At 66.9% G+C, this 15410-nt stretch carries 10 protein-coding genes; 7 read left to right on the plus strand and 3 right to left on the minus strand.

Going from position 1 to position 15410, the window contains the following annotated elements; genetic code table 11:
* Nucleotides 1-19: 19 nt before the first annotated feature.
* The 3 genes from ACODS2_RS20925 to ACODS2_RS20935 form a co-directional block, all read right to left on the minus strand.
* Nucleotides 20-721 (minus strand): hypothetical protein, encoded by a 702-nt coding sequence (locus tag ACODS2_RS20925; protein ID WP_489000489.1) that lies wholly within the window; start codon nt 719-721, stop codon nt 20-22.
* Nucleotides 722-724: 3 nt separating this feature from the next.
* Nucleotides 725-1723, minus strand: a complete 999-nt coding sequence (locus ACODS2_RS20930) for a sterol desaturase family protein (RefSeq protein WP_489000490.1) — start codon at nt 1721-1723, stop codon at nt 725-727.
* Between the two features lie 151 nt (nt 1724-1874).
* Nucleotides 1875-2354 carry a peroxiredoxin gene (locus ACODS2_RS20935; RefSeq protein ID WP_489000491.1) on the minus strand — a complete coding sequence of 160 codons (480 nt, stop codon included), beginning with the start codon at nt 2352-2354 and terminating at the stop codon, nt 1875-1877.
* A 426-nt stretch (nt 2355-2780) separates the two neighbouring features.
* Between ACODS2_RS20935 and ahcY the strand changes: the two genes are divergently transcribed.
* From ahcY to addA, 7 genes are all read left to right on the plus strand, one after another.
* Nucleotides 2781-4199 (plus strand): adenosylhomocysteinase, encoded by a 1419-nt coding sequence (ahcY, locus tag ACODS2_RS20940; RefSeq protein ID WP_489000492.1) that lies wholly within the window; start codon nt 2781-2783, stop codon nt 4197-4199.
* Between the two features lie 138 nt (nt 4200-4337).
* Entirely contained in the window at nt 4338-6698 is a 2361-nt protein-coding gene (locus tag ACODS2_RS20945; protein ID WP_489000493.1) for a sensor histidine kinase, read from the plus strand.
* Between the two features lie 47 nt (nt 6699-6745).
* The gene (tsaE, locus tag ACODS2_RS20950; protein WP_298164411.1) at nt 6746-7195 is read left to right on the plus strand and encodes a tRNA (adenosine(37)-N6)-threonylcarbamoyltransferase complex ATPase subunit type 1 TsaE; all 450 of its coding nucleotides are present in this window, start codon (nt 6746-6748) and stop codon (nt 7193-7195) included.
* Between the two features lie 11 nt (nt 7196-7206).
* Complete coding sequence (locus ACODS2_RS20955) at nt 7207-8208, plus strand: aminoglycoside phosphotransferase family protein (RefSeq protein WP_489000529.1); 1002 nt, start codon at nt 7207-7209, stop codon at nt 8206-8208.
* Nucleotides 8205-8936: a nucleotidyltransferase family protein gene (locus tag ACODS2_RS20960; RefSeq protein ID WP_298164414.1), complete on the plus strand. Its 732-nt coding sequence runs from the start codon at nt 8205-8207 to the stop codon at nt 8934-8936. Before ACODS2_RS20955 ends, ACODS2_RS20960 begins: the two co-directional genes overlap by 4 nt.
* Nucleotides 8929-11913 carry a double-strand break repair protein AddB gene (gene addB / locus ACODS2_RS20965; protein WP_489000494.1) on the plus strand — a complete coding sequence of 995 codons (2985 nt, stop codon included), beginning with the start codon at nt 8929-8931 and terminating at the stop codon, nt 11911-11913. The genes ACODS2_RS20960 and addB overlap by 8 nt, the downstream gene beginning before the upstream one ends.
* Nucleotides 11910-15392 carry a double-strand break repair helicase AddA gene (gene addA, locus ACODS2_RS20970; RefSeq protein WP_489000495.1) on the plus strand — a complete coding sequence of 1161 codons (3483 nt, stop codon included), beginning with the start codon at nt 11910-11912 and terminating at the stop codon, nt 15390-15392. Before addB ends, addA begins: the two co-directional genes overlap by 4 nt.
* Nucleotides 15393-15410: the final 18 nt, after the last annotated feature.

Consider the following 15410-nt stretch of genomic DNA (forward strand, 5'->3'; position numbering starts at 1 on the left):
ACATCGTGTGCCCGGCGGCTCAGTCCGCGAGGCTGCGCTTGAACAGTCGCTTGATCAGCCATGGTTCAAGCACCCGGCCGAGCAGCCAGAGGGCTGCGAAGATGCTGGCAAAGACATAGGCGGGCGTGGGCGAGAAGCCCTTCTTCTCCTCATCCCCGTCCTTTTTCTTGTCCCCGGCGCCCTTCGCGGCGTCCTTCTTCTCATCCTTGGGCTTTTCGGGAGCGGGCGCGCCGAGGAACTTGTCGACCGGGTTGAGCTGGATCTCGCCCATCTTGTCCTTCTTGGCGTCGTCCTTCTTCCCCTTTTCCTCGGCCTTGGGCTTTTCGAGCGTGCCGAGGAAAACCGTGAGCTGGCCAACCGCGAGGAACAGCAGCGGGGCAAGGAAGCAATAGAGCAGCGCACGGCTGACGAGATGGTAGCGCAGCACGGCGCCTTCGCCCGCTGCCTCGATCCACAGCGTGCCGGAATCGACGATCGACAGCGGATCCTGCGCCAACTGGTCCTTCTTGGTCACCCGAAGCATTTCACCCATGCGGGCGTGGGTGGTTCCAGCATGGGCGAAGAGCGGATCGAGCCGCGCGAACGCCTCTTCCGCGCTCTGGCCGGCGGGAAGCGGAACTTCGCCGCGGATTTGCCAGATCCATGTGATCAGGCGCCGGAGCGAGGCCTTTTCGGCAGGGGAGGGGCGGGCTTCCATCCCCGATACGCCGAGCGATGCCACGTGTTATTCCGCCGGGACCGCAGTGTGATCCACGAAGAACGGCTCGCGCGATCTGCGCTCCTTCCACGCTTTCAACCCTTCGGTGAACGGGTAGAGCATCTGTTCGCGGATCGACATGCGGCGGCCGCCTTCCATGCCGAGCAGCTCTGCCTCACCATCGATGCAGGTGCCGAACAGGCGGTCGATGAAGATGAAGGTGTTGGCGTAGTTGCTGCGGGTCGATTCAAAGTCCTGCGAATGATGCAGGCTGTGATGCTCGGTGGTGTTGAACGTCCATCGCCACCAGCGCGGGCTGTTGAAGCGCACGTTGATGTGCTGATAGGCACCCACCGACATGCCGATGGCACCCGCCAGCAAGAACGCGCGCGGCAGGAAATCGAACAGGCCGCCGATGCCGAGCCCGATCAGGAACAGCTCCACCGGATTGCCCACCGCGCCCTTATGAACGTTGAGCTGGGTGATGTAGTGATGCACCGAGTGCGGCAGCCACAGCGGATACCAGTTGTGCATGCCGCGATGCATCCAGTACTGGCCGAAATCGAAGATGAAGATGATCAGGAAAGCCTGCACCAGCAGCGGCAATCCCGTAAACCACGCGAATTTCTCAAGATGCAGTCCGCCCTGGATCGCCTCGATCGCGACATCGCTGCCGATGTAGTTTTCCGCAAGATTCACCATGGTGGCCGATACGCCGACATAGAACAGGTCGGTCGCCAGTTCTTTCCAGGTGATCTGCCAGCTCTTGTGGCGCGGGTTGGTGAGTTCGAGGATCTGCAGGATTACGCGGAAGCCGATCCCGATACCGATCGCGGTCGATGCCTTCGCGATGGAATTCGGCGCATAGTACCAGAAAGCGATCATCCCGAAGAAGACGGCGGGCTGAAACCAGCTGAAGAACAGGCGCTTGAACGGCCCGCCCTCTACCTTGGGAATGTTGTCCCACCCGATCGTTACCGGCGACTGGGTACCAACAATCCGTTTTCCGACTCGAATACCGTCCATCACGCGTCCCCATGGTGCGGTGCAGCGAACGGGAGGATGGCAAATATTTGACGGTCGTCAAGCCCGTAGCATCGGCGCTTTAGGGCCAGTTCATGCCGCAGTGCCGCGCCGTATGCGCTGCACTGCGGCATGAGTATTACGATTTATTACGTCACAGGTTCTCGAGCACATACTCGGCCGAGGAAACCTTGAAGTCGCCCGGCGCTTCCACGTGGAGCTGCTCGACCGTGCCATCGTTGACGACCATGGCGAACCGCTGGCCGCGAATGCCGAGGCCGAAGCCGGTGCCGTCCATCGTGAGGCCGAGCGCCTTGGCGAAATCGCCGTTACCATCCGCCAGCATGGTGACGTCGGCCGAACCGGCGGCGGCGCCCCAGGCCTTCATCACGAAGGGATCGTTCACGGCGGTGCAGGCGATCTCGTCGATCCCCTTGGCGCGGATCTCGTCGGCCTTCTGCACAAAGCCGGGCAGGTGCTTGGCCGAGCAGGTGGGGGTGAAGGCGCCGGGGACCGAAAACAGCGCAACGCGCTTGCCGGCAAAGTATTCAGCGGACTGCACTGCATCGATGCCATCGGCCGTGGCTTTCACCAGCTTCACGTCAGGCAGCTTGTCTCCAACCGCAATCGTCATGGGCAAGGATCCTCTTTGTTGTGTTGATCTGTGCGTTGATGCGCATGGGCCGATATAGGCCCGGTATGTGACAGCGCAACCGCCGCCGGGATGGTAAGTCCGCTTCGCCGCGAGTCTTGAAGGACGGGTAAATCCCGAGCGCGCTTCCGGTTCCCGAAGTCGGGAGGCTTTGTGCGCAATTTCGGGACATGCGGCTGGACAGCCTTGCGCCGATCACCTCCGCGCATGCGGAAAATGGCGGCGAGGAACTGGCGCAGGTGGCAGAGCATCCCATCCGGCGAATGAGATCAGGTACCGCCCGAAGGTGATATAAAGACTTCTTTATATCCCCATTGCGCATTGGTGAGAGGCCCGCTAAGAGAGTGGCAATCCTGCCATCGTCTTGGCGGGCTTTTTCGTTTGATCTGCAATCTTGGAGACTGCCTCGTGGCCAGCGTGCTTGACGCCCGGAAAGACTATGTGATCGCCGATATCGGCCTTGCCGATTTCGGGCGCGCCGAAATCAGGATTGCCGAGACCGAAATGCCCGGCCTCATGGCTCTGCGCGAGGAGTTCGGCGCGTCGCAGCCGCTCAAGGGCGCGCGCATCACCGGCTCGCTCCACATGACGATCCAGACCGCCGTGCTGATCGAGACGCTGTCGGCGCTCGGCGCCGAAGTGCGCTGGGCGACTTGCAACATCTTCTCGACGCAGGACCACGCCGCCGCCGCGATTGCCGCGTCGGGCGTGCCGGTCTTCGCGATCAAGGGCGAGAGCCTCGCCGAGTACTGGGACTATGTCGGCTCGATCTTCACCTGGGACGCCGAAACCCCGGGCCAGACTGCCAACATGATCCTCGACGATGGCGGCGATGCCACCATGTTCGCGCTGTGGGGCGCCCGCGTCGAGGCCGGCGAGACGCTGTTCGAGCCGAGCAACGCCGAAGAGATCGAGTTCGTCCGCGCGCTCAAGGCCTTCCTCAAGGCGAAGCCGGGCTACCTGACCGAGACGGTCAAGAACATCAAGGGCGTCTCGGAAGAGACCACCACGGGCGTCCACCGGCTCTATCAGATCGCCAAGGAAGGCAAGCTGCCGTTCCCCGCGATCAACGTGAACGATTCGGTGACCAAGTCGAAGTTCGACAACCTTTATGGCTGCAAGGAATCGCTGGTCGACGCGATCCGCCGCGCCACCGATGCCATGCTCGCCGGCAAGGTCGCCTGCGTTGCCGGCTTCGGCGATGTCGGCAAGGGTTCGGCCGCTTCGCTCCGCAACGGCGGCGCGCGTGTCATGGTCACCGAAATCGATCCGATCTGCGCGCTGCAGGCGGCGATGGAAGGCTATGAAGTCGTGACGATGGACGAGGCGGTCAAGCGCTGCGACATCTTCGTGACCGCCACCGGCAACGAGGACGTGATCACCGCCGACCACATGAAGGCGATGAAGCCCATGTCGATCGTGTGCAACATCGGCCACTTCGACAGCGAGATCCAGATTGCGGCGCTCGACAACTACAAGTGGACCGAAGTGAAGCCGGGCACCGACCTCGTCGAGTTCCCGGACGGCAAGCAGATCATCATTCTCGCCAAGGGCCGCCTGGTGAACCTGGGCTGCGCCACCGGCCACCCCAGCTTCGTGATGAGCGCGAGCTTCACCAACCAGACGCTGGCGCAGATCGAGCTGTTCACCAACCCCGAGCAGTACAAGAACGACGTTTACGTGCTGCCCAAGCACCTCGATGAGAAGGTCGCGGCGCTGCACCTCGCCAAGCTTGGCGTGCAGCTCTCGAAGCTGAGCGAAAAGCAGGCGGCCTACATCGGCGTGCCTGAGCAGGGCCCGTTCAAGCCGGACCACTATCGCTACTAAGCTTCGCTGGAGGTCTGCGGCCTCCACTGGACGGAACGAGGCCCGCGCTGATGCGCGGGCCTTTTTCGTGCGCCCACCCCACAGCTTGTGGCCTGCCTGACATTGTAATTTGCCGCGCCGCACCCTAGCCAAGCAGGGATGGTCCTGCCGCCGTTTGCCCTTGTTCTTGTTGCGCTTGTCCTTGCTGCCTGGACGCTGGGAGCCGCGTGGGCGGTGCTGTCTGCCCGCGCGCGCCTCGCCCGGGCCGAAGCGACGCAGCGGCTGGCCCGCCGGCTTTCGCGCATGATCGAGGAAGCGCCTGCGCTGCCCCTGCTGGTGCGGGCGGACGGACGAATCGAGGGGCCCTCGCGGCTTGCGAGCTGGCTCGGGCTCGACGCAGTGCCCGGCTTCCTCAGCGAACTGGATGCCGGCGAAGCAGGGCTGGACGAAGTTCAGCTCTCGCAGCTCAGCGATGCGGTGCGCAAGGCGCAAAAGACCGGCGCGCCATTCGAACTGGCGCTGAGCCCGCGCGGCGGCAAGCGCAGCCTTGGTGCGCGGGGCCATCTCGCCGATCCGCAGGTCTCCCCGGGAGGCGCGGCGCTGGTGTGGTTCTTCGATTTTACCGAAAGCGTGGCAGAGCTGCGCCGGTTGCGCGCCGAGGCCGCCTCGGCACGGGCCGATTTTTCCGCGCTGGCGGGCCTGATCGAGGCGGCACCGCTGCCGATGTGGTTCCGCGGACCGGACATGGCGCTGCGCCTCGTCAACAGCGCCTATGTCAAGGCAGTCGGGGCCTCCAGCGCGGCGGATGTGGTCTCCGCCGGAACCGAACTGATCGAACCGATCGATGGAGTGAGCGCGGCCAAGATCGCCCAGCAGGTCTTCAACCGCCGCCTGGCCGTCGAGCGGGTGGTCTCGGCGACCATCGGCGGGCAGCGCCGGTCGATCCGCGTCTCGGATCTCCCGTTGGGGGACGACGGGGTTGCCGGCTATGCGGTCGATACCGAGGAAATGGAGGAGTTGCAGCGCCAGTTCCGCCGCTTCCGCGAGGCGCAGCGCGAGATGCTCGATACGCTCTCGGCGGGGATCGCGCAGTTCGACGAGAAGCGCAATCTGGTCTTCGCCAACCAGCCGTTCCTGCGCATCTTCAGCGTGCCGCAGGCCTGGGTGGTCGATACTCCGCCGTTCGACCGCGTGCTCGACCGCATGCGCGATAGCGCGCGCCTGCCCGAAGTGCGCGACTTTCCGGAATGGCGGCGCGAGCGGCAAGGCTGGTTCCTCTCCCGCGAACCGCGCGAGGAATCATGGCACCTCGGCGACGGCACCCATCTGCGCGTGATCGGTCAGCCGATGCCGGACGGCGGCCTCCTCATGATCTTCGAGGACCGCACCGAGCAGCTCCAGCTTTCCGCGACCCGCGATACCTTGCTGCGCACGCGCACGGCGACGTTCGACAATCTGTTTGAATCGCTGGCGGTGTTCGGCCCCGATGGCCGCCTGCAGCTGTGGAACCGGCGCTTTGCGAGCGAAATGGGGCTGGAGGAGGAATTCCTCGCCACGCATCCGCGCGCCGATGCGCTGCTCAGCCGGATGGCCAAGATGCTCAAGCGCCCTGCGCAAGTGAGCACGATTGGCCAGGTGATTCAGTCCGCATCGCTGGAGCGCAAGCAGCAGAGCGGGCGCATCCTGCTCGCAGATGGACGCTCGTTCGCGATCGCGGGCGTGCCCCTACCAGATGGTAACGGGCTGCTCACCGTGCTCGACATAACCGATTCCGAGAAGGCCGAGGCGGCGCTGCGCGAACGCAATGCGGCGCTGGTTGAGGCGGATGCGGTCAAGACGCGCTTCATCGCCAACATGAGCTATGAATTCCGCACCCCGCTCACCTCGATCGGCGGGTTTGCCGAACTGCTGCAGAGCGGGATTGCAGGCGACCTCACCCCGCAGGCGCAGGAATACGTGAGTGCGATCCTCACGTCGGTCGAGCGGCTTGGCGAGCAGATCGAGAACGTGCTCGATCTTTCGCAGAGCGAGGCGGGGACGCTGCCGCTGGCGGCCGAGCCGGTCGATCTGTTTCCGCTGTTGGGCGACGTGGTGCGCGAGCGGGCGGAACGGCTGACCGAGGCCGGGATCACGCTCGACTTGCGGGGGAGTGCCGCCATCGGCAGCGCAACCGGTGACCGCAAGCGACTGCGGCGGCTGTTCGGCCAGCTGATCGACAATGCGATTACCGCGACACCAAAGGGCGGGCGCATTCTTGTCGAAGCCTCGCGCCGAAAGGGCGGCAAGGGCGGGAAAGGTGCGCTGCAGGTGGTCGTCTCAGACAATGGGCAGGGGATGGACCCGGCGCAACTTGCCCGCGCGCTCGAAGGACTCAAGATCAGCGCTGACGGTCGTTCGGTCGAGCGGCGCGGCGGGGTCGGCCTGCCACTCGTTCGCCAGCTTGTCGCCGCGCATGGCGGTTCGTTCGAACTGCTTTCTGAAAAGGGTGAGGGAACCAGCGCCGTGGTGACGTTACCATAAGAGAATTTGGACCATGAGGGAATTTGGGCCGTGAAGGAGTTCTGGCCATGATCATACCGCTCCCGGACCTTTCCGCGACCGACGCACTCGCCCGCCGGATTGCCACGCTGCTGCATCCCGGCGATGTGATCGCGCTCAGCGGCGGGCTCGGCGCGGGCAAGACAACGCTTGCGCGCGCGATTATTGCGGCGCTTGGCTACCAGAGCGAAGTGCCCAGCCCCAGCTTCGCGATCATCGAGGTTTATGATCCCCCGGCGCTGCGGATGCGCGTGGTCCATGCCGATTTCTACCGGCTTGAAGACCCCGAGGAGGCGGCCGAACTCGGCCTCGACGACTACCGCGCCGATGCCGTGCTGATCGCGGAATGGCCTGAACACGCCGGCGGTTTCGCGCATGAACCGGCGTGTTTGTCGATAAGGCTGGAAATCCTTGAAAACGAGCGCGTCGCCATTGTCGAGGCGGGGCCAGATTGGCTAGAGCGCAGAGGATGGACGTGACCTCCACTGCAATGCAGGCCCCTGAAAGCGCTCTTCCCGAGGGCGCGCACCCGTTTCTTGTCGCCGCTGGCTGGGGCACTGCAGTGGTCGAGCCGATCCCCGGCGATGCTTCGGCGCGGCGCTATTTCCGTCTGCGACGTCCCGGCGCGACCGCCATGCTGATGCATGCGCCGCCGCCGGGTGAGGATCCCGAACCGTTTCTGCGTGCCGCGCGCTGGCTTGACGCCAACGGCATGCGCGCGCCGCAGATCTTTGCCGAGGATGCGGCAAAGGGCTTCGTGCTGCTGCAGGATTTCGGCGAAGTGCGCATGCGCGAATACGTCGATGCCTGGCCGCAGGACGAGCGCGAGGTCTACACTCATGCGGTCGATGCGCTGCTGCAATTGCACCGCCTGCCGCCCGGGCCATTCACGCTCTACTCGCTTGCCGAGTACCAGCGCGAGGCGCGATTGTTCGTCGAATGGTATTGCCCGGTGCAAGGGCTTGGCGTCGATCATGCCGGGTGGACGCAGGCGTGGGAGCAAGTGCTCGGCCCGCTGCTTTCGCGCCAGCGTCCGGGTGTGACGGTGCTGCGCGACTATCATGCCGAGAACATCATGCTTCATGGCGGGATCGACAAGCAGGGCCTGCTCGATTTCCAGGACGCGCTGGTCGGACACGCGGCCTACGATCTGGTATCGTTGCTGCAAGATGCCCGGCGCGATGTCGATCCGGCAATCGAGCAGGCCATGCTCGACCACTATATCGCGGTAAGCGGCGCGGACGCCCATTTTGCCGAGGACTATGCGCGGCTCGGCGCGCAGCGCAATGCAAAGATCGTGGGCATTTTCGTGCGGCTGTGGCGGCGCGATGGAAAGCCGCGCTACCTCGATTACATCCCGCGCGTGTGGGGCCTGCTGGAGCGTGATCTGGCGCATCCGGTGCTGGCCCCCGTCGCGCGCTGGTTCGATGCCAACGTGCCGGCGGACCTGCGCGACCCGGCGAAGCGGCTTGGCGGGACATTCCCGGCATGACGAAGCTCGATCGTTCTTTGGCCAGCGATGTCGCGATGGTGCTCGCCGCCGGAATCGGCAAACGCATGCGCCCGCTTACTGCCACCCGGCCCAAACCACTGGTCCGCGTCAATGGCCGCGCGCTGATCGACCACAGCCTCGACAAGCTGGTCGAGGCGGGAGTTTCGCGCGCGGTGGTGAACGTGCATTACCTGCCCGGGCAGATCGAGGCGCATCTTGCCCAGCGCAGCGCGCCTGCCTTCGCCGTTTCGGACGAGCGTGAGGCGCTGCTCGAGACGGGCGGCGGCATGGTCAAGGCGCTGCCGCTGATCGCTGCCGATCCGTTCTTCTGCCTCAATAGCGACAACGTTTGGCTTGATGGGCCGCAGAACGTGTTTGCGGCCTTGAGCGCGGCGTGGGATCCGGCGCAGATGGACGCGCTGCTGCTGCTCGTCAGCCACGCGCGGGCGTTCAACTATACGGGGCGCGGTGATTTCCACCTTGATCCCTTGGGCCGAATCAGCCGCCGCAAGCCCGGCCGGGTGGCGCCGTTCATCTATACGGGCATCCAGATCGTCTCGCAGCGCTTGCTGCGCGATGCCCCGCAGGGGGCCTTTTCCACCGGCGTGCTGTGGGACCGCGCCATCGCGGAAGGGCGGCTCTATGGCATTTCGCATAACGGCCTCTGGTTCGAAGTCGGCGCGCCCGAGATGATCGCGCCGACCGAGGCCGCCTTGCAGCGTGGCTGAGCGCGGGCCCGGCGTCTATTCGATTGCCGCGCACCGCGGCTTTGCCGACGCACTCGTGGCGGGGCTCATCCCGCGCTACCGCGAGGAAGGCTTCGGCCTGGCGCGGCTGACTCTGCTGCTGCCAACCCGCCGCGCCGTGCGCATCGTGACCGAGGCTTTCATCCGCGCGAGCGGCGCGCAAGACGGTGCTGGCGGCCTCCTGCTCCCGCGCATGGCAGTGGTGGGCGATCTCGATCTCGACGAGACGCTGGGGCCGCTGCTCGATCCGCTGGGTGAAGGCGCCGACCTTCCACCGGCGGCCGATCCCACCGCGCGGCTGCTGGCGCTGGCAGACATGCTCCGCAGCGATCCCGATACGCGCGCAACATCCGCGCCGGGGCTCTTGCGGCAGGCGCGTTCGCTGGCGCAGGCGATGGATCGGCTCGCGGTCGAGGATGTCGCGCTGGAAGCGCTGCTCGATCCCGAAGTGGTGGGGCTGGTCGGCGAACTGGCGGAGCACTGGCGGCGAGGGACCGCGCAATTCGCCCGCATTCTGGCGCGTTGGCAGGCCCGGTGCGAGGAGCGCGGTGAGATCGATGCGCCGGTGCGGCGGGGCCGCCTGCTGGCACATGTGGCCGAGCGTTGGCGGCGTGAGCCACCTCCTTTTCCGGTTGTGGCTGCGGGCGTGACATCGGCAGCGCCTGCGGTCGCGCGGTTGCTACGGGTGGTTTCGGAATTGCCGCAAGGCGCGGTGATCCTGCCCGATCTCGATCTGGCACTGCCTGATGCCGTCTGGCAGGCGCTGGGCGTAGCGGGCAATACCGAGCGGCCCGATGCGCCCGTCTTCGCGCGCGGCGATGTGACGACGCATCCGCAATATCACCTCAAGCTCCTGCTGGCGCGCATGGGAATTGCGCGCGGGGAAGTGCAGGCGTGGCACCGCTCCGGTCCGGCGGCCGCACCACCCGCGCGCAGCCGGGCAATCTCGAACCTGTTCCTGCCGCCCGAGGCGAGCACCGTCTGGGCCGAGCTGCCCGCGGAAGCCCGGCGGCTTTCGGGCGTGCGCCTGATGGAGACCGCACACCCGGAAGAAGAGGCGCAAGCGGTTGCGGTGCTGGTGCGGCAGGCCCTGGCCGAGCCGGAGAAGCGCGTGGCGGTGATCACGCCGGACCGCGATCTGGCGCAGCGTCTGGTTGCGCATCTGGAGCGCTGGGGGATCGCGGCTGACGATACGGCGGGCCGGCCACTATCGCAAACACCGGCGGGGCGGGTGCTGCTCCAGCTCGCCGAGATTGCCGCGACCGCTGCGGCCCCGGTGCCGCTGCTGGCGCTGCTGGGCCATCCGCTGGTGCGGCGCGGCGAAGAGCGCGCGGCGTGGCTGGAGCGCGTGCGCCAGCTCGATCTCGCGCTGCGCGGGCCGCGTCCGGGGCCGGGACTGGAGGCTGTGCGCAGCGCCGTGGCAGCGAGAGAGAAGGCCTACCCCGGCCTTGCAGCATGGTGGGATGAGGTAGCGGCCATTCTGGCACCGCTGACGAACGATGCGGTGCCGCCTTCGCTGGCCCTCGGTCTCGATACCTTGGCCGAAGTGGCAGAGGCCCTGTGCGGTGCGGCGATCTGGGGTGAGGCCGATGGGCGCGCGCTGGCGGCTTTCATCGAGCAATGGCGCGAGGCGGCGCAAGACAGCCCGCTGCCGGTGGAGCCCGCCGATCTTCACGCGCTGTTAAGCGACGCGCTTGCCGAAATCGCAGTGCGCCCTCCCTATGGCGGCCATCCGCGCCTTTCCATCTACGGCTTGCTCGAAGCGCGGATGAGCCGGGCCGAGTTGGTGATCTGCGCCGGGATGACCGAAGGCAAATGGCCCGCTGCGCCCGCGCCCGACCCTCTGCTGGCACCCCCGGTGATGCGCGCGCTGGGCATTCCCGGCGCCGACTTCCGCATCGGGCTTGCCGCGCATGATCTGGCCGCAGCGCTGGGCGCGCCGGAAGTCGTGCTGAGCCATGCGGCGCGCGACGCGTCCGGGCCGGTGATCCCCTCACGCCTCCTGCTGCGCTTCCGCGCGATGCTGGGGCGCGAGCTGGAGCGCGAGACGGAAGCGGTGCGCATTGCCCGCGCGCTCGACAAGGCTCAGGCTGCGCCAGCCTATCCGCAGCCCGCGCCGATGCCGAGCGCGGAGCAGCGCCGTGTCAGCATCGCCTCCACAGCGCTCGATCGGCTGCGGGGCGATCCCTACCAGTTCTATGCGCAGGCGATCATGGGCCTGCGCAGGCTCGATCCGCTCGATGCCGCGCCGACGGCGGCGTGGCGCGGGACGGTGGTGCACGCGGTGCTGCAGCAGTGGCACGATGGCGGCAGCACGCGCGGCGAACTGCTGCCGCTGGCCGAGCGCACTCTGGCCGACCTGAGCGCACACCCCTTCATGCGCGGGCTGTGGCGGCCCAGGCTGCTGGCGGCGCTGCAATGGGTGGAGGACCACAACGCCGAACTCGCCGTGCAGAGCCGGCAGCCGGTGCTGTGGGAGAAGACCGGCGCGACCGAGATCAAGGGCGTGACGATCCATGGCCGGGCAGACCGGATCGACCGCCTCGCCGATGGCACGCTGGCGGTGGTCGATTACAAGACGGGCAAGCCGCCATCGGGCAAGATGGTGCAGGAAGGCTATGCGCTGCAGCTTGGCCTTGTCGCGCTGATCGCCGAACGCGGCGGGTTCGCGGGGCTGGGCGGCAAGGCGCATGGGTTCGAATACTGGTCGCTGCAGAAGAAGGCGGACACCTTCGGCTATTGCGAGGAGCCGGTGCCAGGCGGTCGCAAGACAACCGGCCTGCCGCGCGAGGAATTTGTGGCGACGACGGAAGCCTTTCTGATCGAGGCCATCGACAAGTGGATCCTTGGTACGGAACCCTTCACCGCGCGGCCCAATCCGGACCTGCCGGGCTATACCGACTATGACCAGCTGATGCGGCTAGAAGAGTGGCAGGGGCGGGGGGCGACGTCGGCATGAGCAAGGTCTATCCGCTTCAGGATAACCAGCGCCTTGCCGTGCAGCCCGAGCGGACGGTGTGGCTATCGGCCTCTGCGGGTACGGGCAAGACGCAGGTCTTGTCTGCACGGGTGCTGCGCTTGCTGCTGCAGGACGGGGTCTCGCCCGATCAGATCCTCTGCCTCACGTTCACCAAGGCGGGCGCCGCCGAGATGGCGACGCGCGTCAATGACGTGCTGGCGCGCTGGGTGCGGCTGCCGGAAATCGAACTGGCCGCAGAACTCAGGGCGATCGGCGCGTCCTATGGTCCGGCGGTGACCTCGCGCGCGCGCAGCCTGTTTGCCGCGGTGCTCGATTGCCCTGGTGGTGGCCTTAGGATCGAGACGATCCATGCGTTTTCGCAGTGGCTGCTCGGTGCGTTCCCGGCCGAGGCGGGACTCGTCCCCGGCACGCGTGCGATGGAGGACCGCGACCGCGATCTGCTGCTGCGCGAAGTGCTGGCGGACTTGCTGATCACCGCACAGGAGCAGGGCGACGATGCGCTGTTTGCCGCGCTGGAGGACCTCAGCCTGCGCATGGGCGAGGATGCTGTGCCGGCGTTCCTGCTGCGCTGCGCCTCGGCCCACGGGCTGTGGGAAGGGCCGGGGGCATGGCAGCCGCCGGTGCGCCCGCGCATCAACCGGCTGCTGGGTCTGGATGCCGAGGAAGACGGTTCGGGGCTCGCCGCTCTGCTGCACGACGCGGCATTCGATGTTTCCGCCGTCGAAGTCTGCATGGAGGCCAACCAGCGCTGGGGGGCACGAACCGGCCTTGATGCCGCATCGATCATGCGCGATTGGCTGGAAGCAAGCCCGGCGGCGCGGATGGCCGGGCTCGATGATTTTGCCGGGCAGTTCCTGACCAAGGCCGGCACCGCGCGCTCGTCGAAGAACCTTGAAAAGCATGAGCCGGCTTATGCCGACTATCAGGCGCGTGTGATCGCGGCGCTGGAGCCGGTGTTCGAGCGCCGCGCGCTGGTCGCACTCGCAGCGCGGCTCGATCCCGCGCTCACGCTAGGGCGGCGCTTTGCGCTGGCCTGGGCCGAGGCGAAGGCGCGTGAGGGCTTCATCGATTTCGATGACCAGATCCGCGCGGCGGCCGATCTGCTGACGAAGCAGGCCCCGGCGGAATGGATCCGCTACAAGCTGGATCGCCGCTTCGATCACATACTGGTCGACGAAGCGCAGGATACCAACACCGCGCAGTGGCGCATCGTGCTCGATGGTCTGGTCGGCGATTTCTTCAGCGGCGAGGGGCAGCGGGAGGATGTGAACCGCACGCTGTTCGTGGTCGGTGACTACAAGCAGGCGATCTTCGGCTTTCAAGGCACGAGCCCGGAAAACTTCGCTGCCGCGCGCGAACGGGTGAAGCGGCAGCTTGATGAGCTGGCCGAGGCCACGGCAGACCCGGCGAAGGCGCTGCTGCCGCTGGGGCTGGGCCGGTCCTATCGCACGGCGGCTTCGGTGCTTGCCTTCGTCGACCGCGCGATCCACGCGATCGGTCCGGATCGGTTCGGCCTGCCCGAAGCGCCCGAGGTGCATCGCGGGGACGAGGCGCGTCCGGGCCTTGTCACACTGTGGCACACTGTCGGCGGCGCGGCTGACGACGACGATGACGCGCCGCCGGGCGAGGGCGATGAGGGCGCAGAGACATGGCTCTCGCGGCCGGACCGGGTGATGGCCGACCAGATCGCGATGCAGGTACGCCGCTGGCTCGATACCGGCTTTCCGCTGCACAAGGGTGGTCCGCGCCGGGCGACACCGGGCGATATCATGGTGCTGGTGCGGTCGCGCAAGGCGCTTGCAGGCCTCATCGTCGCGCGGCTCCATGCGCGCGGGGTGCCGGTGGCGGGGGTCGATCGGTTGCGGCTCGGCGCGCCGCTGGCGGTGAAGGATCTGGTCGCCGCATTGCGCTTCTGCGCGCAGCCGCTTGACGACCTCAACCTCGCTTCACTTCTGGTCTCTCCGCTGGTGGGCTGGTCGCAGGACATGCTGCTGGAGCATGGCTACCGCGCCAAGGGCGTGCGTTTGTGGGATCACCTTCGGCAGACCGAGGGCCCCGCGACCTATCCGGCGCTGGAGCAGCTGCGCGGTGCGCTCGCCCGCGCCGATTTCGGCACGCCGGCGCAATTGCTGCACTGGCTGCTGGTGGGGCCGTGGCAGAGCCGCTGCAAGCTGGTGGCGCGGCTCGGCGAGGAAGCCAATGATCCCATCGATGAGCTGATCAATGCCGCCATGGCCTATGCGGGCGGCCAGACGCCGAGCCTTGTCGGCTTCCTGCAGTGGTTCGACGCCGGCGATGGCGAGCTGAAACGGGAGGCGGGCCAGAAGGCCGATCTCGTCCGCGTGATGACGGTCCATGGCTCGAAAGGCCTTGAGGCGCCCATCGTGATCCTGGCCGATGCGGCGGCCGATCCGGACAAGTCCATGCCGCGCGGGTTGGCGCTTGAAGAACTGGTGGTGGACGAACGGCGCAAGGTACCGCTGCCGCCCTTGCGCAAGGGCGAACAGGCGGGGCCGGTCCGCGAAGCCGCCGAAAAGGCGGCGGCAGACGAGCGGGAAGAGCACTGGCGGCTGCTCTATGTCGCCATGACCCGTGCCGAGGAAGCGCTATTCATCGGCGGCGCGCTGGGCAACAAGGCGAAGGAGCCGCCGCCGGAAAGCTGGTACGCGCAGCTTGCCCCGCTGTTCGGAGAGGAAGACGGTGCATGGCGCGACGATCCGATCTGGGGCGCCTCGCGCCAGCTTGGCGGGCTCGGCCCGCTCCCGGCGGCAATCGCTGCTGCGCCCCCATTGGTTCAGCCGGACGGGCACCTGCCCGATTGGCTGGCCGCGCCGCTTCCGGCCGAGCCGCGTCCGCCGCGCCCGCTTGCGCCATCGGGGCTGGGCGAGGCGGGCGAAGCCTCCGATCCGCCCTCGCCGCCGGGGCCTGCCGCCCGAATGGCGGCGCGGCGCGGCACGCTGCTGCACAAGCTGATCGAACGCCTGCCGGAACTACCCCCTGAAGCCCGCGCGGGGGCCGCGCGAAAGTGGCTCTCGCGCATGGCCGCCGATTTCGACGACGATGCGCGCGAGGCCATGGCGGCAGCGGCGCTGCGCGTGCTGGGCGAACCTGCCTGGGCCGAAGTGTTCGGCGCCGGATCGCTCGCGGAAGTGCCGATTGCCGCTGTCGTGGGCGAGCGGGTGGTGAGCGGCACGCTGGACCGGTTGCTGCTGGCAGAGACACAAGTTCGCGTCGTCGATTTCAAGACCGACCGCCGCCCGCCGCAGGGCATTGCCGAGGTGCCGCCTGCCAGCCTGCGCCAGATGGCCGCCTATGTCGCCGCGCTGGAAGTGATCTATCCGGGGCGCCACGTGGAAGCCGCTTTGCTTTACACGCACACACCCCGGCTGATCGTGATCCCCCCCGAAGTGATCAGGGCGCACAAGCCTGCCCTTCAGGCCGCGCAGGAAAGCTTTTAGCGCTGTTTTCTTGCGCAG

Source organism: Novosphingobium sp. FG137 (genome assembly GCF_057809735.1).